The 20,978-nt window shown below is 72.2% G+C and carries 17 protein-coding genes; 12 read left to right on the forward strand and 5 right to left on the reverse strand.

Translation table 11 applies throughout. The features are described 5' to 3' along the window. Positions 1–50 precede the first annotated feature (50 nt). Positions 51–1,544 (reverse strand): glycoside hydrolase family 13 protein, encoded by a 1,494-nt coding sequence (locus tag ACWEJ6_RS33765; protein WP_452429025.1) that lies wholly within the window; start codon positions 1,542–1,544, stop codon positions 51–53. Positions 1,545–1,842: 298 nt separating this feature from the next. Between ACWEJ6_RS33765 and ACWEJ6_RS33770 the strand changes: the two genes are divergently transcribed. Genes ACWEJ6_RS33770 through ACWEJ6_RS33795 form a run of 6 tightly spaced genes read left to right on the forward strand, consistent with a single transcriptional unit; the run spans position 1,843 to position 8,940 of the window. After that, a complete protein-coding gene (locus ACWEJ6_RS33770; RefSeq protein ID WP_358292986.1) occupies positions 1,843–3,120 on the forward strand; it encodes a sugar ABC transporter substrate-binding protein in 1,278 nt (425 codons plus the stop codon). Position 3,121: 1 nt separating this feature from the next. Beyond that, entirely contained in the window at positions 3,122–4,690 is a 1,569-nt protein-coding gene (locus ACWEJ6_RS33775; protein ID WP_387669819.1) for an ABC transporter permease subunit, read from the forward strand. Then, positions 4,687–5,526, forward strand: a complete 840-nt coding sequence (locus ACWEJ6_RS33780) for a sugar ABC transporter permease (protein ID WP_358292982.1) — start codon at positions 4,687–4,689, stop codon at positions 5,524–5,526. The genes ACWEJ6_RS33775 and ACWEJ6_RS33780 overlap by 4 nt, the downstream gene beginning before the upstream one ends. A 5-nt stretch (positions 5,527–5,531) precedes the next feature. Beyond that, complete coding sequence (locus ACWEJ6_RS33785; protein WP_452429028.1) at positions 5,532–7,316, forward strand: glycoside hydrolase family 13 protein; 1,785 nt, start codon at positions 5,532–5,534, stop codon at positions 7,314–7,316. A 58-nt stretch (positions 7,317–7,374) separates the two neighbouring features. Further along, positions 7,375–8,625, forward strand: a complete 1,251-nt coding sequence (locus ACWEJ6_RS33790; protein WP_452429030.1) for a right-handed parallel beta-helix repeat-containing protein — start codon at positions 7,375–7,377, stop codon at positions 8,623–8,625. An 18-nt stretch (positions 8,626–8,643) separates the two neighbouring features. Beyond that, entirely contained in the window at positions 8,644–8,940 is a 297-nt protein-coding gene (locus tag ACWEJ6_RS33795; RefSeq protein WP_357969202.1) for a hypothetical protein, read from the forward strand. A gap of 3 nt (positions 8,941–8,943) precedes the next feature. On the opposite strand, the gene ACWEJ6_RS33800 is transcribed toward ACWEJ6_RS33795, so the two are convergent. Further along, entirely contained in the window at positions 8,944–10,104 is a 1,161-nt protein-coding gene (locus ACWEJ6_RS33800) for a thiolase family protein (RefSeq protein ID WP_387669815.1), read from the reverse strand. Between the two features lie 70 nt (positions 10,105–10,174). Next, positions 10,175–10,732, reverse strand: coding sequence for a TetR/AcrR family transcriptional regulator (locus ACWEJ6_RS33805; protein ID WP_452429032.1), 558 nt, complete (start codon positions 10,730–10,732; stop codon positions 10,175–10,177). Between the two features lie 54 nt (positions 10,733–10,786). On the opposite strand from ACWEJ6_RS33805, the gene ACWEJ6_RS33810 reads away from it, so the two are divergent. The 3 genes from ACWEJ6_RS33810 (at position 10,787) to ACWEJ6_RS33820 (ending at position 16,016) form a co-directional block, all read left to right on the forward strand. Next, positions 10,787–13,921, forward strand: a complete 3,135-nt coding sequence (locus ACWEJ6_RS33810; protein WP_452429034.1) for a bifunctional cytochrome P450/NADPH--P450 reductase — start codon at positions 10,787–10,789, stop codon at positions 13,919–13,921. 253 nt (positions 13,922–14,174) lie between these two features. Next, on the forward strand, positions 14,175–14,810 hold the full coding sequence (locus tag ACWEJ6_RS33815; RefSeq protein ID WP_387669811.1) for an ACT domain-containing protein: 636 nt from the start codon (positions 14,175–14,177) through the stop codon (positions 14,808–14,810). Positions 14,811–14,852: 42 nt separating this feature from the next. Then, on the forward strand, positions 14,853–16,016 hold the full coding sequence (locus ACWEJ6_RS33820) for an acyl-CoA dehydrogenase family protein (RefSeq protein WP_452429037.1): 1,164 nt from the start codon (positions 14,853–14,855) through the stop codon (positions 16,014–16,016). Here ACWEJ6_RS33820 and ACWEJ6_RS33825 read toward each other — a convergent pair whose 3' ends face one another. Next, the gene (locus ACWEJ6_RS33825) at positions 16,017–16,373 is read right to left on the reverse strand and encodes an ArsR/SmtB family transcription factor (RefSeq protein WP_452429039.1); all 357 of its coding nucleotides are present in this window, start codon (positions 16,371–16,373) and stop codon (positions 16,017–16,019) included. A gap of 51 nt (positions 16,374–16,424) precedes the next feature. On the opposite strand from ACWEJ6_RS33825, the gene ACWEJ6_RS33830 reads away from it, so the two are divergent. From ACWEJ6_RS33830 to ACWEJ6_RS33840, 3 genes are all read left to right on the forward strand, one after another. Continuing rightward, positions 16,425–17,525 carry a cation diffusion facilitator family transporter gene (locus ACWEJ6_RS33830; protein ID WP_452429041.1) on the forward strand — a complete coding sequence of 367 codons (1,101 nt, stop codon included), beginning with the start codon at positions 16,425–16,427 and terminating at the stop codon, positions 17,523–17,525. A 24-nt stretch (positions 17,526–17,549) separates the two neighbouring features. Further along, entirely contained in the window at positions 17,550–18,812 is a 1,263-nt protein-coding gene (locus ACWEJ6_RS33835; RefSeq protein ID WP_452429043.1) for an acyltransferase family protein, read from the forward strand. 199 nt (positions 18,813–19,011) lie between these two features. Continuing rightward, positions 19,012–20,193, forward strand: a complete 1,182-nt coding sequence (locus ACWEJ6_RS33840) for a hypothetical protein (protein ID WP_452429045.1) — start codon at positions 19,012–19,014, stop codon at positions 20,191–20,193. Here the strand turns inward: ACWEJ6_RS33840 and ACWEJ6_RS33845 are convergent. Continuing rightward, positions 20,190–20,813: an FMN-dependent NADH-azoreductase gene (locus ACWEJ6_RS33845; RefSeq protein WP_452429047.1), complete on the reverse strand. Its 624-nt coding sequence runs from the start codon at positions 20,811–20,813 to the stop codon at positions 20,190–20,192. The genes ACWEJ6_RS33840 and ACWEJ6_RS33845 overlap by 4 nt on opposite strands. Positions 20,814–20,978: the final 165 nt, after the last annotated feature.

Below are 20,978 nucleotides of genomic sequence, written 5' to 3' on the forward strand. Positions count from 1 at the left end.
TAACCGTCATTGCCGCCAAATGCCGCGTCAAGGGAAAGGTTCCCCCAACCTCAACGCTGGATCCACACGGTGGTGTCCGGCGGGATCGAGCCGTCGGCCGCCAGCGGGCCGCTGGCCAGCAGCACCGTGCCGGGCACGACCGGGGCGACCGGGCGCTCGCCGGTGTTCAGCATCACGACCAGGCCCGGGTCGCGCTGGACGGCCAGCACGTCCTCGGGGGCCTCCAGCCACCGCAGCGTGCCGCCGCCGAGCGCCGGGTGCTGCTTGCGCAGCCGGAGCGCGGCCCGGTAGAGGTTCAGCGTGGAGTCCGGGTCGTGCTCCTGGGCCTCGGCCGACAGCCGCGTCCACGACGGCGGGATCGGCAGCCACGGGTCGCGCCAGCCGCAGCCCGGCTCGCTCGTCCACGGGATCGGCACCCGGCAGCCGTCGCGGCTCTCGCCGGTGCGCCGGAAGGCCGGGTCCTGGCGCAGCTCGTCGGGCAGGTCGAGGACCTCGGGCAGGCCCAGCTCCTCGCCGTTGTAGAGGTAGGCCGAGCCGGGCAGGGCCAGCATGAGCAGCGTCGCCGCGCGGGCGCGGGCCAGTCCGCCGTGCCGGGTGACGTGGCGCGGCTTGTCGTGGTTGGACAGCACCCAGGTGGTGGGCGCGCCGACCAGCTCGGCCTCCGCCAGCGACTTCTCGATCACCGTACGGAACGACTTGGCGTGGAAGTCGGCCATCATGAACTCGAAGTTGAACGCCTGGTGCAGCTCGTCGGGCCCGACGTAGCGGGCCAGCCGCTCGGGCGAGGACACCCACGCCTCGGCGACGGCCATCCGCCCGCCGGGGTAGGAGTCGAGGATCGGCCGCCACTCCCGGTAGATGTCATGCACGCCGTCCTGGTCGAAGTAGGGCACCTGCTCGTCGCCCAGCATCTCGGCCTGGCGGCCCTCCTTCGGGCCCACGTCGGGCAGGCCCTCGGCCTTGACCATGCCGTGGGCCACGTCCACGCGGAAGCCGTCCACGCCCCGGTCCAGCCAGAAGCGCAGGACGTCGCGGAACTCGGCGCGCACCTCGGGGTTGTCCCAGTTGAGGTCGGGCTGCTCGGGCGCGAACAGGTGCAGGTACCACTGGCCGTCCTCGACCTGGGTCCAGGCCGGGCCGCCGAAGATCGACTCCCAGTCGTTGGGCCGGTCGCGGAAGATGTAACGGTCGCGCAGGCCGGCCTGGAACCAGGGGTGCCGGTCCGAGGAGTGGTTGGGGACCAGGTCCACGATCACCCGGATGCCGCGCTCGTGGGCCTCGGCGATCAGGGCGTCGAAGTCGGCCAGCGTGCCGAACATCGGGTCCACGTCCCGGTAGTCGGCCACGTCGTAGCCGCCGTCGGCCATGGGCGAGGTGTAGAAGGGGCTCAGCCAGATCGCGTCCACGCCCAGCCGCGCGAGGTGGCCCAGGCGTTCCCGCACGCCCTTCAGGTCGCCGGTGCCGTCGCCGTCGGCGTCGGCGAAGCTCCGGGGGTAGACCTGGTACACGACGGCGTCCCGCCACCAGTCGTCGTTGCCGAGCATGGCTTTCCTTCCCCCGATGTCCGTGATGTCTGGTGCAGGATGTCGCGCGTCCTTGCGACAGGTCAAGTGCAAGTTTCGGAAAGTTGCAGATTCCCGGTGCGCCCGTTATCGGAGGTGCAACGAGGTCAGCGGGTCGTGGGTCGGATGTGGTTCCGGTAACGCTCTTTCGCAAGTTCTTCCAATTCTTGCAAAGAGCCGCTAACGTCCCGGAAACGTAAGCCGTGAACAGCGGCGGAAAACGATCTTCGGCGGCGGCGCACGCAGGCGCCGCCGCTCCTCCATGACCTCGGGAGGTCTCATGCGTGTTCGGGTCCTGGGAGTGGCCGCCCTCTCCACCCTCGCGTTCGCCGCCACGGCTTGCGGTGACTCCGGCTCGACCGCCCCGTCGGCGCAGCCCAGCGGCTCGGCCTCGGCCTCGGCCCCGGCCGCCGCGGCGGGCGGCACGCTGGTCATCTGGGCCGACCCGAGCCGGGTCAAGCCGCTCAAGCCCTTCGCCGACCAGTTCGGCACCGAGAACGGTGTGACCGTCGAGGTGAAGGAGATCAGCAAGGACAACCAGATGACCTTCCTGACCGCCTCCCAGCAGGGCAGCGGCCCGGACATCATGATCGGCGCGCACGACTGGATCGGCAACCTCGTCCAGAACGGCGCCATCGACCCCGTCACGCTGACCGACGAGCAGAAGGCGGCCTTCTCGGAGATCGCCATGAAGGCGGTCACCTTCAACGGCCAGGTGTACGGCGCCCCGTACGCGGTGGAGAACATCGCCCTGATCCGCAACACCAAGCTCGCCCCCGACGCCCCCGCCACGCTCGACGAGATGATCGACAAGGGCAAGGAGCTGAAGAAGGCCGGCAAGGTCAAGGAGGTGCTCTGCCTGCCCGTCGGCGTCAAGGGTGACGCCTTCCACGCCTACCCGCTGTTCGCCTCCGCGGGCGGCGCGCTGTTCGGCCAGACCGCCTCCGGCGACCCGGACCCCAAGCAGGTGCTGCTCGGCTCCGAGGGCTCGGTCAAGGCGTTCGGCAAGCTGAAGGAGCTCGGCGAGAAGGGTGACGGCGCGCTCAAGACGTCGGTCACCAACGAGAACTACATCGTCAACTTCGCCGCCGGCAAGTGCGCCTACCTGATCTCCGGCCCGTGGGCCATGAGCGAGGTCAAGAAGGGCGGCATTTCCTACGACATCACGCCCGTCCCGGCGTTCAAGGACGGCAAGCCGGCCACGCCGTTCGTCGGCGTCCAGTCGTTCTTCGTGGCGGCCAAGGGCAAGAGCAAGGCCCTGGCCCAGGAGTTCGTCGCCAACTACGTCACCAACAAGGACGTCGCCAAGGCCCTGTACGAGGCCGACCCGCGTCCCCCGGCGCTGACCGCCGCCCTCCAGGAGGTCCAGGCCGCCGACCCCGACGCCGCCAAGTTCATGGACGCCGGCAAGAGCGGCATGCCGATGCCCGCCATCCCCGAGATGGCCGCGATCTGGGAGCCGTTCGGCATCGCGGAGACCGCCGTGGTCAAGGGCGGCGACGCCGCCAAGGCCGCCGCGGCCGCGCAGAAGGCCATCGACGGCGCGCTCAAGAACTGACATGGCCCAGGACGTGCACGAGGCCGTGGGGACCACCGCGTCCCCGCGGCCTCGCCGGGAGCTCACCACGGCGTTCGTGGTGAGCAGGATCGCGGTGCTGGCCGTGGCCGCGGCGATCCTGCTCTACGCCGTGCCGCCGCTGGTCGCCGCGGAGTCGTGGGTCTCGCTCACGCTGCTGGGGCTGGCCGCCGCGGCCATCTCCTACCTGTACCTGACCCGCCGCTTCATCCCGGCCAAGTACCTCGTCCCCGGCACCGTCTTCCTGATCGCCTTCCAGGTGCTGCCCGTGCTCTACACGGTGACCACGGCGTTCACGAACTTCGGCGACGGGCACCGCGGCGACAAGGCCGACGCGGTCACCGCCATCGAGACCGGCTCGGTGCGCCAGGCCCCCGGCTCGCCCGAGTACGGCCTGACCGCCGCCCTGCGCGGCGACGAGCTGGTGTTCCTGCTGGTCGACCCCACGACCAAGCAGGTCCGGCTGGGCACCGCCGAAGGGCTGACCCCGCTCGCCGGCGCCCAGGTCGGCCTCACCGGCAAGGTCCTGTCGGCCCCCGGCGTGACCGTGCTGAAGGCGCCCGAGGCGGCCGCCCGCGGCCAGGAGATCTCGGCGCTGTCCGTGCCGACGCCGGGCGGCGCGATCAAGGCCAACGGCCTCAGCCGGGCCGTGGAGGGCAAGGCCGCGCTGGTCTACGACGCCGCCTGCGACTGCGTCAAGGGCAACGGCGACACCTGGACGGCCGACGAGGCCCAGGGCTACTTCGTCAACGCCGAGGGCGAGCACCTGGCGCAAGGCTGGCAGGCGAACGTCGGCCTGGACAACTTCGCCCGGGTGCTGACCAACCCCACCATCTCCGGCTACTTCGTCGGCGTGCTGGGCTGGAACCTGGTGTTCGCGCTGGCCTCCGTGGCCGGCACGTTCGGGCTCGGGATGGCCGTGGCGCTGGCGCTGCACCACCCGCGCATGCGCGGCACGAAGATCTACCGGATCGCGCTGATCCTGCCGTACGCGATGCCGGCCTTCGCCATGCTGCTGGTCTGGCGGGACATGTTCAACCGCGACTTCGGCCTGATCAACCAGTTCTTCGGGCTGAGCGTCGACTGGCTCGGCGAGCCCGTCACCGCCCGCTTCGCGGTCATCCTGGTCAACCTGTGGCTCGGCTTCCCGTACATGTTCCTGGTCACCACCGGCGCGCTCCAGGCGATCCCGCGCGAGCTGACCGAGGCGGCCTCCATCGACGGCGCCACGCCGTGGAAGGCGTTCCGCCGGGTGACGCTGCCGCTGCTGCTGGTCGCGCTGACGCCGCTGCTGATCTCGTCGTTCGCGTTCAACTTCAACAACTTCAACGCCATCGCGCTCACCACCGACGGCGGGCCGTTCCCGGCCGAGAGCCCGCAGGTGGGGGCCACCGACCTGCTGATCACCTACACCTTCCGGCTGGCGTTCGGCGCGGGCGGGGCGCAGTTCGGGTTCGCGGCGGCGATCTCGGTGTTCATCTTCGCGATCGTGGCGGTCATCTCGGCCGTGGCCTTCCGCCGTACCCGCAAGCAGGAGGAGGTCTACGCATGAGGATCGCGCTCAGGCACGTGTTCGTGCTGGCGGTGTGCGCGTTCGCGCTGTTCCCCATCCTGTTCGTGGTCTCGGCCGCGATCAACCCCATGGGCACGCTGGCCTCCACCGACCTGCTGCCGTCGGGGGCGAGCCTGAACAACTTCGCCAACCTGCTCACCTCCGACGACTATCCGTTCGGCCGGTGGTTCTTCAACTCGGTGTTCATCGCGCTGGTCTCGTCGTTCGCGAGCCTGCTGCTGTCGATGCTGGCCGCCTACGCCTTCAGCCGCATGCGCTTCACCGGCCGCCGGGTCGGGCTGCTGGCGCTGCTGCTCATCCAGATGTTCCCGCAGTTCCTGGCCATCGTGACGATCTTCATGATCTTCACCAGGGTGACCGAGCTGTACCCGGCGTTCGGCTTCAACACCGTCTGGGGCCTGCTGCTGCTCTACCTGGGCGGCGCGCTCGGCGTGAACACCTGGCTGATGAAGGGCTTCCTCGACACCGTGCCCAAGGAGCTCGACGAGGCCGCCACCGTGGACGGCGCCACCCACGCGCAGATCTTCTGGCGGATCATCATGCCGCTGGTCACGCCGATCCTGGCGGTCACCGCGCTGCTGGCCTTCATCGGCATCATGAGCGAGTTCCTCATGGCCAACGTGTTCCTGCGCGACCCCGAGAGCAAGACCCTGGCCGTCGGCATGTACGGCATGATCGCCGGCGACCACCGCAACGCCAACTTCGGCATGTTCGCCGCCGCGACGTTGCTCACCGCCGTACCCACGGTGAGCGTGTTCCTATGGCTGCAGAAGTACATCGTCTCCGGCCTGACGGCCGGGGCTGTCAAGGGATAGGTCCATTGCGTCATGTCGGCGAGCCGCACCACGACGGCTCAGCTCTCTACGTCTCCAGCCGGGAACCGGCGCTCGGCTCGCGGGTGACCCTCTGGCTGCGCGCCCCGCGCGCCGCCGGGATCACCGGGGTGCACGTGCGCACCGTCTGCGACGGCGAGCCCCGCTACGCCGAGGCCCGCGTCGACGACTCCAGGACCGGCACGCCGGTCGCCGGCTACGGCGCGGACGACGTGTGGTGGCAGGCGGAGATCACCCCCGTCAACCCGGTCACCCCGTACCGCTTCCTGCTGCACACCCGCCGCGGCCAGCTGTGGCTGACCGCGGCCGGCCCGGTCGCCCACGACGTGACCGACGCGAGCGACTTCCGCCTGGTCTGCCACCAGGCGCCGCCCTCGTGGATGTCGGACGCGATCGTCTACCAGATCTTCCCCGACCGCTTCGACCGCTCCGGCCCGATGCCGGACCTGCCCGACTGGGCGCTGCCGCGCGACTGGGACCGCGACCCGGTGATCCCCAGCGGCCCCGGCACCGCCCAGCAGTTCTACGGCGGCGACCTCGACGGCATCACCCGGCGCCTGGACCACATCCAGGGGCTCGGCGCCGACACCGTCTACCTGACGCCGATCTTCCCGGCCCGCTCCAACCACCGCTACGACGCCGCGAGCTTCGAGCACGTCGACCCGCTGCTCGGCGGCGACGAGGCCCTGCACCGGCTGTCCGGCGCGCTGCACGCCCGCGGCATGCGCCTGCTCGGCGACATCACCACCAACCACTGCGGCGACGCCCACGAATGGTTCACCGCCGCCGTCTCCGACGTCAACGCCCTCGAACGGGAGATGTTCTACTTCGACCCCGACACCGGCGACTACGAGTCGTGGTGGGGCGTCAAGTCGCTGCCCAAGCTCAACTGGGGCAGCGAGCTGGTGCGCTCCAGCATGCGCGCGGTGCTGAAGAAGTGGCTCGGCCCGCTGGACGGCTGGCGCGTGGACGTCGCCAACATGACCGCCAGGCTCGGCGCCGACGACCGCAACCACGAGGTCGCCGCCATGCTGCGCCGGCAGCTCGGCCCCGAGGCCGCCTTCATCGCCGAGCACAACCACGACGCCTCGCTCGACCTCGACCGCGACGGCTGGCACGGCACCATGAACTACGGCGGCTTCACCCGTCCGGTCTGGGCCTGGCTGCGCGGCCCCGACCTGGACCTGCCGCACTTCCTCGGCGTGCCGGGCGGCGTGCCCGAGCGCGACGGCACCGACACCCTGGCCACGTTCAGGTCCTTCGCCTCGCACATGTCCTGGCGCTCGCTCACGCACTCCTGGCAGCTCCTGGACTCCCACGACTCGCCGCGCATCCGCACGGTGACCGGCTCGCGCGAACGCCACCTGCTGGCCCTCGGCCTGCAGGCCACGCTGCCCGGCACGCCCATGGTCTTCGCCGGCAGCGAGTTCGGCCTGACCGGGATCAACGGGGAGCACTCGCGCACCCCCATGCCCTGGAACCGGCCGCACGACCAGGACCTGGCGACCCTGTCGGCCTACCGGGAGCTGCTCGGGCTGCGCCGCGCCGAGCCCGCGCTGCGTCACGGAGGGTTGCGCTGGCTGCACTCCGACGCCGACTGCCTGGTCTTCGCGCGCGAGACGTTCGAGGAGTCGCTGCTGGTGGCCGTCCGCCGGGCGCCCGGCGCCGCGCTGCCCATCGGGACGCAGGCCCAGGGCGTCCACAATGCCCAGGACGGAGACGTGATCCCGGGGGACGGTCCTTCGGTGAGTGTGTGGCGCATCACACGCTGATCACGCTACGGTATGGCCTGGCCCCGTACCGTCTTCAACTGGATAGTGGTGTGCCCGCATGAGGTTGCTCTCCGTAGCCGTCGCAGCTTCGCTTCTTACCGCCGTACCGACCGCCGCGGAAGCCAGGGCGGCCACCACCTACTACGTCGACTCCAGGGCCGGTGACGACTCCGCCGCCGGCACCAGCCCCGACAAGCCGTGGAAGTCGCTGGAGAAGGTCGGCTCCGCCGAGCTCAAGCCGGGCGACATCGTCAGCTTCAAGCGGGGCGGCAGCTTCACCGGCCCGCTCCGGCTCACCGCCAGCGGCACCGCGGCCCGCCCCATCGTCATCCGCTCCCACGGCACCGGCGCCCTGCCCCGCATCAGCGGCGACGAGCGCGACTGCGTGGTCGTCAAGGGCGCCTACTGGCAGATCAGCGGCCTGCGCGCCACCGGCTGCCGGTTCGCCGGGTTCCAGCTCGGCGGCCACCACATCGAGCTGACCGGCGTCGCGGCCGACGGCAACGTCGCGGGCGTGTGGGTCACGCCGTCCGGCTCGCACAACACCGTCCGCGACAGCACGCTCACCGCCAACAACCGCATGAGCGTCGACGACGAGGGCGGCGACAACGACTCCGGCGCCTTCGGCGTGCTGCTCAACGGCGACGACAACCTGGTGACCCGCAACACCATCACCGGCAGCTACGCCAGGAGCCACGACTACGGCACCGACGGCGCCGCCGTCGAGATCTTCAACGGCGACCGCAACCGCATCACCTACAACCACGCGCGCGACAACGAGACCTTCACCGAGCTCGGCGCCCAGAAGGGCAAGACCGCCACCGGCAACGTCTTCGCCTTCAACGTCGTCACCTCCGGCCGCAGCCGCGGCTCCTTCCTCATCACCCGCGGGCCCGGCCACGTCGTGGGCCCGGTCAAGGGCACGATCGCCGTGCACAACTCGGTCTACCTGCCGGCCAAGGACACCATCGGCTGGTCCTGCCACGACGGCTGCGGCCCCTCCATCCTCAGGCTGCGCAACAACGTGATCGCGGTCGGCGGCGAGGCGGGCTGGGCCGACGGCAAGGGCGTCGACGACGGCGGCAGCGTCTACTACGGCCGCAAGCTCACCTTCAAGCTGGGGCCGAAGTCGGTCAGGGCCGACCCGCTGTTCGTCTCCCGCACCGACCTGCGCCTGCGTCCGGGCTCCCCGGCGCTGGGCCGCGGCCTGCCGCTGTCGCCCACCTGGTACGGCGGCGCCGCCCTCGGCAAGGACATGCTGGGCCGGCCGCTGTCCGGGTCGCCGGACGCCGGGGCCTACCAGCGGTAGCGGTGTAACCTACGGGGCATGGTCCCGGATCTTCGCCTGCCGCTGGTCAAGCAGCTCGCCGAGGCCGACGTGCCCCACCGCTTCTGGCACACCGCCGGCCCCGGCGGGCGCGTCTGGCTGTTCGAGAGCGTCGAGGGCGACGGCGAACACTGGGCGATCAGGCAGATCGAGGTCGACACCGACCGCGTCGCCCACCGCTACTGGTGGGGCCGGCTCCAGGACGATCGCGGCTTCCTCACCGACCAGCCGCTGGAGATCTGGGAGCTGACCGAGATCACCCAGGCGGCGTTCGAGGCCGTCTGGGCCGCCGCCTGAGCCTCAGCCGGCGTTCTCCAGCACGAGCGCGTTGGCCAGGCCGCCCGCCTCGCACATGGTCTGCAGGGCGTAGCGGGCGCCGCGCGTGCGCATGGCGTGCACGAGCGTGGTCGTGATGCGGGCGCCGCTGGCGCCGAGCGGATGGCCGAGGGCGATGGCGCCGCCGTTGACGTTGACCTTCGCCGGGTCGGCCCCCGTCTCCTGCAACCAGGCCAGCACGACGCTGGCGAAGGCCTCGTTCACCTCGAACAGGTCGATGTCGGACAGCGCGAGCCCGGCGCGGCGCAGCACCTTCTCCGTGGCCGGGATCACGCCGGTGAGCATGAGCAGCGGGTCGGAGCCGGTGACGGCGAAGCTGTGCAGCCGGGCCAGCGGGCGCAGGCCGAGCCGGGCGGCGGTCTCGGAGCTGGTGATCAGGACGGCCGCCGCGCCGTCGTTGATCGGGCTGGCGTTGCCCGCGGTGACCGACCAGCTGATCTGCGGGAAACGCTCGGCGTAGCCGGGGTCGGCGTAGGCCGGCCGCAGCCCGGCCAGGATCTCGGGCGTGGTGGCGGGCCGGATCGACTCGTCGCGGTCCAGGCCGGCGATCGGGGCGAGCTCGGCGCCGAAGTCCGCGGCGGCGGCCTTGGCGTGGGAGGCGGCGGCGAAGACGTCCATCTGCTCGCGGCTCAGCGACCACTTGGCGGCGATCAGCTCGGCGCTGATGCCCTGCGGGACCAGCCCGCCGGGGAAGCGCGCGGCCACCGAGGGCCCGAACGGGTCGGCGCCCGGCGGCACGTTCGACCACATGGGCACCCGGCTCATCGACTCCACGCCGCAGGCCACGACCAGGTCGTACGCGCCGGACATGACGCCCTGCGCGGCGAAGTGCACGGCCTGCTGGGACGAGCCGCACTGCCGGTCGACCGTGACCGCGGGCACCGAGTCGGGGAAGCCGGCGGCCAGCCAGGCGTAGCGGGTGGTGTTCATGGCCTGCTCGCCCACCTGGTCGACGCAGCCGCCGATCACGTCGTCGACCAGCGACGGGTCCACGCCGCTGCGCTCGATCAGGGCGCGCAGGGCGTGGGCGAGCAGGTCGACGGGGTGCGTCCCGTGCAGCCCGCCGCCGGGTTTGCCCCTGCCGATCGGGGTGCGTACGGCTTGCACGATGACGGCGTCGCGCATCGCGGCCTCCTGTCCGTTGGAAATTCCAACTCACTCTAACGCGAGCGGGTTGGAGTTTCCAACGCAGGCGTCACCGGGCGGCCAGGCCGTTGATGATCATGTGCAGGGCGACGTCGAAGCTGCGCTCGACCTCCTCGGGGTCGCCGCTCAGATGGCCCCGCGTCTCGGCGAAGACGAACCCCGAGACGAACGCGTGCAGCACCTCGCTCGTCCGCCGCAGCTCCTCCTCGGGCACCCCGGAGGCGCGCAGGATGCGGTAGAGCGCCTGCCACAGCGGCAGCCGCCGGTCCTCGCTGAACTCGGGATGGTTGTGCAGGTAGTTCCACATGGCCGGATGTTCCCGGGCGTGCCGGTGGTAGGCCAGGGCCAGGGCGCGGAGCTGGTCCTGCCAGGGGGTGCCGTCGTCGGGCGGCAGCGGCAGCCGGACGCTGACCGTCTCGCAGATGCGGGCCAGCAGCGCCTCCTTGCTCGCGACGTGGTGGTAGACCGACATGGGGTTGACGTCGAGCTCGGCGGCCAGTTTCCGCATCGACAACCCCTCGACGCCGGCCTCGTCGATCAGGCGAAGCGCCGTGGAACAGATCTCGTCAAGACTCAGGGGAGCTCCCCTGCGCGCGCTCACTGCCATACAGCGTATGGTAGCGTCAGCCATACGGTGTATGGCTACCCGAAGGGAGCACTCATGAGGCGTATCCCCGCCCCGCAGGGCCTGCCGATCCTGGGCAACACGCTGCAGATCCCGGCCCACTCGCCGGTGGAGCACTTCGTCAAGGTCGCCGAGCGGTACGAGGAGGGCATCTTCCGGCTGGAGGTCGCCGGCCGCACGATCGTGCTGGTCTACGACCCCGACCTGGTCGCGGAGGTGTGCGACGAGAGCAGGTTCGTCAAGCGCATCAAGCCGCCGCTGTCGATCGTGCGCGACTTCGGCGGCGACGGCCTGTTCACCGCCGAGCCGGACGAGCCGGTGTGGGGGCAGGCGCACCGCATCCTGCTGCCCGCCTTCAGCCAGCGCTCGATGAAGGCGTACTACCCGCAGATGCTGGAGGTCGCCGAGCAGCTCGTCGCCTCGTGGGCCGGCCGCCAGGGGCAGGACCTGCCCGTGGCCGACGACATGACCCGGCTCACGCTGGACACGATCTCGCTGACCGGGTTCGGCTTCCGGTTCGACTCCTTCGCCTCTCCCGAGCTGCACCCGTTCCTGCAGGCCATGGGTGGCGCGCTGACCGAGGCCATGCTGCGCAACCAGCAGCTCCCGTTCGTCACCAAGCTGAAGCGCGGCCACGAGGACGCCTACCGCCGCGACATCGAGACCATGCGCGCCCTGGTGGACGACGTGATCAAGCAGCGCCGCGCCGAGGGCGCCGGCGACGCCAAGGACCTGCTCGGCCTCATGCTGGCGGCCGCCGACCCGCAGACCGGCGGCCGCCTGTCCGACGAGAACATCCGCAACCAGGTGCTCACCTTCCTGATCGCCGGGCACGAGACCACCAGCGGCCTGCTCTCCTTCGCCCTGTACAACCTGCTGCGCGACCCGCACACCCTGGCCAGGGCCTACGACGAGGTCGACCGCCTGCTGCCCGGCGACGAGCCGCCCAGCTACGAGACGATCATGAAGCTCGACGTCATCCCCCGGATCCTGGAGGAGACGCTGCGGATCTGGTCGCCGATCCCCGCCTTCGCCGTCAGCGCCGTCGAGGCCACCACCATCGGCGGGTACGAGATCGAGGCCGACCAGAGCGTCGCCGTGCTGCTGCCGTCGCTGCACCGCCACCCCAAGGCGTGGGAGCGGCCGGCGGAGTTCGACATCGACCGCTGGCTGCCGGAGCACAAGAAGGCCCACCACCCGGCGGCGTACAAGCCGTTCGGCAACGGCGAGCGGGCCTGCATCGGCCGCCAGTTCGCGCTGACCGAGGCCCGGCTCGCCCTGGCCATGATCCTGCGCCGGTTCGCCGTCTCCGACCCCGACGCCTACCGGATGAAGATCAAGCAGACGCTGACCATCAAGCCCGACGGGTTCACCCTGCGGGTGCGCGAGCGCCGCGCCCACGAGCGCACCGCCCCCGCCGCCGGCGTCCAGGCCGCCGGTGAGGGGGAGCGGCACGACCTCGCGGTCACCGGCGTGCCGCTCACCGTCGCCTACGGCTCCAACCTGGGCACCGCCGCGAACATCGCCGAGCGGCTGGCCGAGCGGGCCGGCCGGTCCGGCTTCGCCACCACCCTGACCACCCTGGACGACCTGACGCCGCCGTCGCAGGGCCTGCTCGTCGTGGTCGCCTCCTCCTACAACGGCAAGGCCCCCGACAACGCCCAGCGCTTCGACGCCCTGGAGGAGCTGCCCGACCTGTCGGGCGTGCGCCTGGCGGTGCTCGGCTGCGGCAACTCCCAGTGGCCGACGTACCAGGACTTCCCGCGCCGGGCCGGCGAGAAGCTGACCGCTGCCGGGGCCGTGCCGCTCGTCGAGCGCGGTGAGGCCGACGCCGACGGCGACTTCGACGGCGACGTCTCGGCGTGGACGGCCGGGCTGTGGGCGGCGCTGGCCGACGAGTACAGCGCCCCGGCGGGCGCGGCCGGGCCGCGCTACGAGATGGAGGTGCTCGGCGAGAGCGAGGTCAGGCCGGCCGTCGTGTCCGAGCGGGCCGTGCCGATGACCGTGGTGTCCAACGAGGAGCTGACCGGCGACCCCACCGGGCTGTGGGACTTCTCGGCCGAGGCGCCGAGGCCCGGCGTGCGCTCCATCGTGGCCCGCCTGCCCGAGGGCGTCACCTACACGGCGGGCGACCACCTCGCCGTCTTCGCCAAGAACGACCCCGAGCTGGTCGAGTGGGCCCTGCGCTGCCTGCGGGTGCCGCGCGAGCAGGTGGTGCGGCTGCGCGCCGCCGGCGCCACCCACCTGCCCGTGGACACGCCGGTGACGGCCGGCCTGCTGCTGACCGAGTTCGCCGAGCTGCAGGAGGTGGCCACCAGGGCCGACCTGGAGGCCCTGGCCGCGCACACCGGCTGCCCCTGGACGCGTGGCCAGCTCGCCGAGCTGACCGCGAACTACGCCGACGAGATCCTGGCCAAGCGGGTCTCCCCGCTGGCCCTGCTGGAGCGCTTCCCGGCCGTCGAGCTGCCGCTGCCGGTGTTCCTGGAGATGGCCGGGCCGATCCGGCCGCGCTACTACTCGGTGTCCTCCTCGCCGCTGGCCGATCCGGGCCTGGTGCGGCTCACCGTCGGGCTGGTCGAGGGGCCCGCCTGGTCCGGCAGCGGCACCTACCAGGGCATGTGCTCGGCGTACCTGGCCGGGCTGCGGCCCGGTGAGGTGTTCTACGGGTACGTACGCGTGCCCGCGCCGCCGTTCCGGCTGCCCGCCGATCCGGCCACCCCGGTGATCCTGGTCGGCCCCGGCACGGGGTTCGCGCCGCTGCGCGGCTTCCTGGAGGAGCGGGCGCTGAGCGGGGCGGGCGGCCGGGCCGAGGTGTTCACCGGCTGCCGCCACCCCGACCACGACTGGCTGTACCGGGACGAGGTGACCGCCTGGGCCGCCCGCGCGGAGGTGAACGTGCACACCGCGTTCTCGGCCGTGGCCGGGCATCCGTACCGGTACGTCCAGGACGCCGTGGCCGATCACGCCGAGGAGGTGTGGGAGCTGCTGGAACAGGGCGCGTACGTGTACGTCTGCGGCGACGGCCTGCGCATGGCCCCGGCGGTCCGCCAGGCGCTGCTGGACGTCCACCGGCGGCACACCGGCGCGGGCGGAGAAGGCGGCGAGGACGGCGCGGCCTGGCTGGCCGCCCTGGAGGCGGACGGCCGCTACCAGCAGGACGTGTTCGCCTGACCCCCGCCCGATCCACTGCCTGATCCCCGCCTGATCCCGCGCCCGATCCCCACGTGCGGGGATCGGTCTGCCTGATCCTTGAACGATCCTTGGTCGTTTTTGGGAAAACACCTGCTCAAACCGCCACCCAGGTTCGACAATCCGGACTTAGCGCCGGATCCTGGGATATAAGCGCAGCATGCGCGACATATCCGTGGAACATGCGCGAAACCTGTCCACGGCACTGTGAGAGCCTCTGGAAAGGGGGCGGCCAATGCTGCTGCGACTGAGGGTGTCCCTGCCGGACCGGCCGGGCGGCCTTGGCCAGGTCGCGAAGGCGCTGGGGACACTCGGCGCCGACATCCTGCAGGTCACCGTGCTGGAACGGGAGACCGGCCGGGCGGTGGACGACTTCATCGTGTCCTGGCCGGGCCCGATCAGCGCGACGGAGGTCTGCGAGCGGCTGTCGGCGACGCCGGGCGTACGCGTCGAGGGCGTCTGGCCCACCCGCGACGTGCCCGGCTCCGCCCCCGACTACGACCTGCTCATGCACGTGGCGACGGAACCGGCGCGCGGTCTGGCCACGCTGGTGGACGCCCTGCCCGCGCTGTGCGGCGCCGAGTGGTCGGTCGCGGTCGAGGACGGAGCCGTCCGGCACGCCTCGATGGCCGCGCCGGAGGTGCTGAACCTGCCCGACCCGCCGCCGCGCGCGATCACGCTGGACTCGGCGGACCTGCGGCTGATGTTGCTGCCCCTCGTCCCGCAGGGCATGCACGTCGTCGTCGCCCGCGCCGGCGGGCCCGTCTTCCACCGGGCCGAGCTGGAACGCGCGGTCCGCATCGTGGACGTCGTCGCCAAGCTGGCCGCCCGCGCGCCCGAACGATTGACCGGCCAAACATCAGACGAATAACGTGAGCCTCGACCGTCCCTCCCGCGCAGAGGACCTGAGGCCATGGATTTCGAGCTGACCGACGAGCAGAAGGCCTTCCGCGAGACCCTGCGCGCCTTCGTGGAGAAGGAGATCCTGCCCGTGGCCACCGAGTGGGAGCACTCGGGCCGCTACCCCACCGAGATCGTCGAGAAGATGAAGCAGATGGGGCTGTTCGGGCTGACCGTCCCCGAGGAGTACGGCGGCCTCGGCGCGGACATGGTCTCCTTCGCGCTGGTCTTCGAGGAGATCGCGCGCGGCTGGATGGGCGTGGCCGGCACGATCGGCTCCCACTCGCTGGCCTGCTGGATGATCGCCAGACACGGCACCGACGAGCAGAAACGCCTCCACCTCGCCGACCTGGCCGCGGGCGTCCGGCGTACCGCCATCGCGCTCACCGAGCCCGGCGCCGGCACCGACCTGCAGGGCATCCAGACCCGCGCGGTCCGCGACGGCGACCACTACGTGGTGACCGGCACCAAGACGTGGATCACCAACGCCCGGCACGCCGACCCGCTGCCCGTCCTGGTCAAGACCTCGATCACCGAGCCCGCCCACAAGGGCATGTCGGTGCTGCTCGTCGATCCCGCCTCACCCGGCTTCGGCGTCAGCCGCGACCTGCCCAAGCTCGGCTACAAGGGCACCGAGACCTGCGAGGTCGTGCTCGACGAGGTGCGCGTGCCGGTCTCGGCGCTGCTCGGGGGCGTCGAGGGGCGCGGCATGCAGCAGGTGCTGGGCGGGCTGGAGATCGGCCGGGTCAACATCGCCGCCCGCGCGGTCGGCGTCGCGCAGGCGGCCTACGACGCCGCCCTGGAGTACGCGCGCGAGCGCACCGCGTTCGGGCAGCCCATCGCCGACTTCCAGGCCGTCCAGCTCAAGCTCGCCGACCTGGCCACCGAGATCCAGGCCGCCCGGCTGCTCACGTACTGGGCCGCCGCCCAGGCGGACGGCGGCAAGCGGGTGGACATGGAGGCGGGCATGGCCAAGTACTTCGCCTCCGAGGTGGCGCTGAAGGCGTCGCTGGAGGCGATGCGCATCCACGGCGGCTACGGCTACTCCCAGGAGTTCGTGGTCGAACGGCTCTACCGGGACGCGCCGCTGATGGCGATCGGCGAGGGCACCAACGACGTGCAGCGCCTGGTGATCGCCCGCGCCCTCGTCTCCGGCAAGGGCCGGGTGGGCTGGTAGCTAGTCGTGCCGGGGCAGCCCCGAGACCTCGTGGTCGGCATGGGACAGCGCCTCGGCGATGAGCGTCCGCACGTGCCCGTCGCGGGCGCGGTAGAGCACCCGGCGGCCGTCCCTGCGGGTGTCCACCAGACCGGCCAGCCGGAGCTTGGCCAGGTGCTGCGACACCGACGGGCGCGCCGCGCCGACCGCCTCGGCCAGGGAGTTCACGTCCAGCTCACCGGCTGACAGTTCCCACATCAGCCGGAGCCGGGTGGCGTCGCTGAGCATGCGGAAGGCGTCCACGGCGGCGTTGACCTGGGCGGGAGTGGGTTGCTCCTGCGAGTGGTCCGCACCTGAGACGTTGTCGCGTGCGTACATGACTACATATCCTGGTCGGAGCGGACGAGAAGCGCAAGCGAAGGGGTGCTCATGTCTGATTCCGATACCCATCCGCACGGCCACGGTCACGGCCACGCACACGGTCACGGTCATGGTCACGGTCATGGGCATGGCCACGGGCACGGTCCGGGGGAGCGGCGGGGGCTCAGGGCGCTGGCCGCCAAGGCCGCGCACGTGTTAACGCCGCACAGCCACGACAGCGCCGCGAGAACCGATGGCGCCCTGGAGTCCAGCAGCCGGGGCATGCGCGTGCTGGCCGTGTCCTTCGCGGTCCTCATGCTCACCGCCGTGGTCCAGGCCGTGATCGTCGTGGCGTCGGGGTCGGTCGCGCTGCTCGGCGACACCCTGCACAACCTGGCCGACGCGCTGACCGCCGTCCCGCTGGCCATCGCGTTCTCGCTCGGCCGCCGGGCCGCCACCCGCCGCTTCACCTACGGCTACGGCAGGGCCGAGGACCTCGCGGGCATCGCCATCGTCGTGCTCATCGCCGCCTCGGCCGCGCTCGCCGGGTACGAGGCCGTCCGGCGGCTCGTCGAGCCCCAGGACGTCCGGGCGCTCGGCTGGGTCGCCGCCGCCGCGCTGGCCGGGTTCGTCGGCAACGAGTGGGTGGCGCGCTACCGCATCACCGTGGGCCGCCAGATCGGCTCGGCCGCGCTCGTGGCCGACGGCCTGCACGCCAGGACCGACGGCTTCACCTCCCTCGCCGTGCTCCTCGGCGCGGGCGGCGCGGCGCTCGGCTTCCCGATCGCCGACCCGGTCGTGGGCCTGCTGATCACGGTCGCCATCTGCTTCGTGCTGCGCGACGCCGCCCGGGAGATCTACCACCGCCTCATGGACGCCGTCGACCCCGCCCTGCTGGACGAGGCCGAACGCATCCTGGCCGGCGTCCCCGGCGTCGAGCGCGTCGGCTCGGTGCGCCTGCGCTGGCTCGGCCACGCCCTGCACGCCGAGGTCGAGATCCTGGTCGACCACGCCATGTCGGTCGTGGACGCCCACGCCGTGGCGGTCGAGGCCGAGCACCGCCTGATCCACGACCTGCCGCGCCTGCGCGCCGCCACCGTCCACACCGACCCCTGCGGCCCCGACGGAGCCGACCACCACGCGTCCCTGACGACCCACCGCATCACCTAGCCCGCTGCGGGTAAGTTGGGGCGGGTGCCGACCGCCGCGACCCCCCACACGACCACGCCGGGCGCGCCGTCCAGGCTCGCCTGGCTCGACGCCCTGCGCGGCATCGGCGCGCTCGCGGTGGTCGCCGAGCACCTGCTGCCGTGGTTCCTGCCCGCGCTGCGCCCCTACTGGTTCAGTCTCGGCGTCTACGGCATCCTGGTGTTCTTCCTGGTCAGCGGGTACATCATCCCGACCTCGCTGGAACGCCACGGCGACGTGCGGGCCTTCTGGGCCAGCCGTGCCTTCCGCCTCTACCCCCTCTACCTGGCCGTGATCGCGCTGGTGCTGGCCGCGTCCTGGTGGGTGCCGGTGCGCGAGGGCGTGCCGCGCGACGGGAGCGCGGTGGCGGCCCACGCGACCATGCTGCTCGACGTCGTGAGCGTGGGCGGGGTGGCCGACACGATGTGGACGCTGTCGTACGAGATGGTGTTCTACCTGCTGGTCACGGCGCTGTTCCTGATCGGGGCGCACGAGCGCAGCGGGCTGGTGTCCGTCCTGTTCGCCGGGGCGTCCGTGGCGGTGGGGCTGGTGGTGTCGGGGGCGGTGCTGCGGGGCGGATGGCCGGCGTACGTGTCGTGCGCGGTGTTCGCCGCCGGGCTCGCCTGCGTGGTCGGCGGCTGGTTCCGCCGGACCGCGGCGTGCCTGCTCGGGCTGATGGCGCTGGCGTTGCTGCTGCTGAGCAGCCGGGTGCCGTGGCTGGGCGCGGCCGTGGTCGCGGTCATGTTCGCCGGCACGGCGATCCACCGCTGGGAGCGCGGGCGCGGCGGCCTCTGGCCGGTCGCGGTGACGGCGGCGCTGGTCGTCGTGGCTCCGGTGTGGGCGATCGAGAGCGGCTGGTGGTGGGTCGAGGCCGACGTGTGGCTGACCACGATCGCGCTGGCGGCGGCCACCTTCGCGGGCGCGATGGCGCTGCGCGGGCGGCGGCTGCCCGCCGTGCTCACCTGGCTCGGGCTGATCAGCTACTCGCTCTACCTGGTGCACCATCCGCTGCTGAAGTACTTCGTGGAGGTCACCGGCGACCTGCGGCGGGCGCCGCTGCCGTACCAGCTCGCGATGGCCGGGCTGGCCCTGGCGCTGATCCTGGCCGTCAGCGCGCTCTCCTACCGTTACGTCGAACGCCCCATGCAGGCGCTGGGCCGACGGGTCTCCAGGCGGTCCGCCGCCGCGGGCGCCGCGCCGCGCGCGGTCCCCGTCACGGGAGCCTCGGCCGTGGGCGGCCAGGGCGACGGCTCGGGGCACGTCGCGTAGGCCGCACGATGTAGGGCCGCACGATCCTCTCGCCGGGCTCGTGCCGCCGGCTCGTGGAGTGCAAGATGGGGTGCGGGTCATCGGCGCGGACCCCGCCGGGCCGTCGCGCGGCCTCCTCGGGGCTCTCGCCGGGCTTGGGCTGGTCAGGGCGCGTGCCGGGACCCCCGCGGTCGCCGGCGGGTGGGAAGGGGCCGAGGTCATGCCGGGTTCGCTGGTGCTCATGGGGTCGGGAGAGACGAGCCCGACCATGGTCGAGGTCCACCGGGCGGCGGCCCGCGGGCTGCGCGCGGGCGCCCGTGCCGTGCTGCTCGACACGCCCTACGCCTTCCAGGAGAACGCCGCCGACATCTCCGCCCGAGCCCGCCGCTACTTCGCCCGCAGCGTCGGGCTGGAGGTCGAAGCGGCCACCGCGATCACGGGCGCCGACTGGGTGTTCTCCGGGCCGGGCAGCCCCACGTACGCGCTCGACCGGTGGGCCGCCTCCGGCGTGGCCGGCGACCTGCGTGCCCGGGTGCGCTCCCGGCAGGGGGTGACCGTGCTGGCCTCGGCCGCCGCCTGCACCGCGGGCCTGGCCACCGTGCCCGTCTACGAGATCTACAAGGTGGGCGCCGAGCCTCACTGGCGCGAGGGGATCGGCCTGCTGGAGCAGCTGGGCCTGCGGGCCGTGCTGATCCCGCACTTCGACAACGCCGAGGGCGGCACCCACGACACCCGCTACTGCTACCTGGGCGAGCGGCGGCTGTCGCGGATGGAGCGGGAGCTGCCGCCGGAGACCGCCGTCCTGGGGCTCGACGAGCACACGGCGCTGATCATCGACCTGGAGTCGGAGGCGGTGGAGGTGGCCGGGCGCGGCGGTCTGACCGTACGGCGTCCGGGGGCGGTGACCGTCCTGCCGGCCGGGACGCGGACGAGCCTGGCCGCCGTCCGTGACCTGGCGGCGGGCGCCATGTCCGGCGCGGTCCCGCCGTTACCGCCCGCCGCCCGCGCCGCCGCGGGGCCCGCCGTCACGCTGGAGGAGACGATCCGCTCCTGCGAGCGGCTGTTCGAGGACGCGGTCGGCAAGCCGGACCTGGCGGCGGCGGCGCGGCTCGTGCTCGACCTGGAGGCGGAGATCGTCACGTGGGCGGCCGACACCGAGGAGGACGCCGGCGGGGTCGACCAGGCCCGGGAGCTGATGCGGCTGCTGATCGCCCGGCTGGGCGAGGCCGCCGCGACCGCCGGCCTGCGCCCCCTGGTCGAACCCCTGCTCGACCTGCGCGCGCGGCTGCGGGGGGAGGGGCGGTACGAGATCGCGGACGCGCTGCGCGAGGCGATGGCGCGCGGCGGCGTGGCCGTGGAGGACACCCCGGCCGGTCCGCGCTGGAGCCCGGCGACGGTCTAGAAGGTTCTGGCTACGCGGCGGGCGTGCTCGTCGGCCTGCTTGCGCTCGGCGTCGTAGGAGCCGGTGAGCGTGGGGTGGTGGCGGATCTCCTGCACGTCGGCGATGCCCGTCCAGCGCAGCCAGTCGCTGAAGAACGTGGACTGGAAGTCCGTGCCGAACTCCGGGCCGAGCCGCGGCCCCCACACCGCGCTGGTGTAGACGACGGCCGCCCGCTTGCCGGTCAGCAGCGCGCGGTACCCCGTCTCCGGGTGCACGTCGAAGATCATCGCGGGCTGGCTGACCACGTCGATGAACTGCTTGAGCTTGTACGGCACGCCCGCGTTCCACATCGGCACGCTGAACAGGTAGCGGTCGTAGGCGTCGAAGCGCTCGAACGTCCTGACCGCCGCGGCCCAGGCCTCGGCCTCCTCGCCCGCGGGGGTGCCGCCGCCGAACACCGTCATCTTGGCGCGGGCGGCGGCGGGGCCGAACTCGGGCAGGGTGCCGTCCCAGAGGTCGAAGCGGTCCACGGTGTGGGTGGGGTGGGTGGCGAGGTACTCCTGGACGAACGTCTCGGCGATGGCGGCGGAGATCGACTCCGTGCCGCGGGGTGAGGCGGAGATGTGCAGCAACCTGAACATGGCGGACACCTTTCTGGACTGCGGTCCGTTTAGTGTCGCCAACGATACGGACCGGGGTCCACTTGGTCAAGGTGCGGCTGCGCCGGGGCATGGCGAAAGCCGGGCCCGCGCGGCACGGTGGGTGCGGCGCGAGTCCGGCGGGGCGGCAGCTCGGTGCGCTCGACG

This window comes from Nonomuraea sp. NPDC004702, from assembly GCF_053601695.1.

Bases quoted from the DNA above. Each gene is read 5' to 3' on its own strand.
- ACWEJ6_RS33820 (WP_452429037.1), top strand. From the start codon at position 14,853: ATGGATTTCGAGCTGACCGACGAGCAGAAGGCCTTCCGCGAGACCCTG.
- ACWEJ6_RS33800 (WP_387669815.1), bottom strand. From the start codon at position 10,104: ATGCGCGACGCCGTCATCGTGCAAGCCGTACGCACCCCGATCGGCAGG.
- ACWEJ6_RS33840 (WP_452429045.1), top strand. From the start codon at position 19,012: ATGCCGGGTTCGCTGGTGCTCATGGGGTCGGGAGAGACGAGCCCGACC.
- ACWEJ6_RS33795 (WP_357969202.1), top strand. From the start codon at position 8,644: ATGGTCCCGGATCTTCGCCTGCCGCTGGTCAAGCAGCTCGCCGAGGCC.
- ACWEJ6_RS33775 (WP_387669819.1), top strand. From the start codon at position 3,122: ATGGCCCAGGACGTGCACGAGGCCGTGGGGACCACCGCGTCCCCGCGG.
- ACWEJ6_RS33770 (WP_358292986.1), top strand. From the start codon at position 1,843: ATGCGTGTTCGGGTCCTGGGAGTGGCCGCCCTCTCCACCCTCGCGTTC.
- ACWEJ6_RS33780 (WP_358292982.1), top strand. From the start codon at position 4,687: ATGAGGATCGCGCTCAGGCACGTGTTCGTGCTGGCGGTGTGCGCGTTC.
- ACWEJ6_RS33815 (WP_387669811.1), top strand. From the start codon at position 14,175: ATGCTGCTGCGACTGAGGGTGTCCCTGCCGGACCGGCCGGGCGGCCTT.
- ACWEJ6_RS33825 (WP_452429039.1), bottom strand. From the start codon at position 16,373: ATGTACGCACGCGACAACGTCTCAGGTGCGGACCACTCGCAGGAGCAA.
- ACWEJ6_RS33830 (WP_452429041.1), top strand. From the start codon at position 16,425: ATGTCTGATTCCGATACCCATCCGCACGGCCACGGTCACGGCCACGCA.
- ACWEJ6_RS33810 (WP_452429034.1), top strand. From the start codon at position 10,787: ATGAGGCGTATCCCCGCCCCGCAGGGCCTGCCGATCCTGGGCAACACG.
- ACWEJ6_RS33790 (WP_452429030.1), top strand. From the start codon at position 7,375: ATGAGGTTGCTCTCCGTAGCCGTCGCAGCTTCGCTTCTTACCGCCGTA.
- ACWEJ6_RS33805 (WP_452429032.1), bottom strand. From the start codon at position 10,732: ATGGCAGTGAGCGCGCGCAGGGGAGCTCCCCTGAGTCTTGACGAGATC.
- ACWEJ6_RS33845 (WP_452429047.1), bottom strand. From the start codon at position 20,813: ATGTTCAGGTTGCTGCACATCTCCGCCTCACCCCGCGGCACGGAGTCG.
- ACWEJ6_RS33765 (WP_452429025.1), bottom strand. From the start codon at position 1,544: ATGCTCGGCAACGACGACTGGTGGCGGGACGCCGTCGTGTACCAGGTC.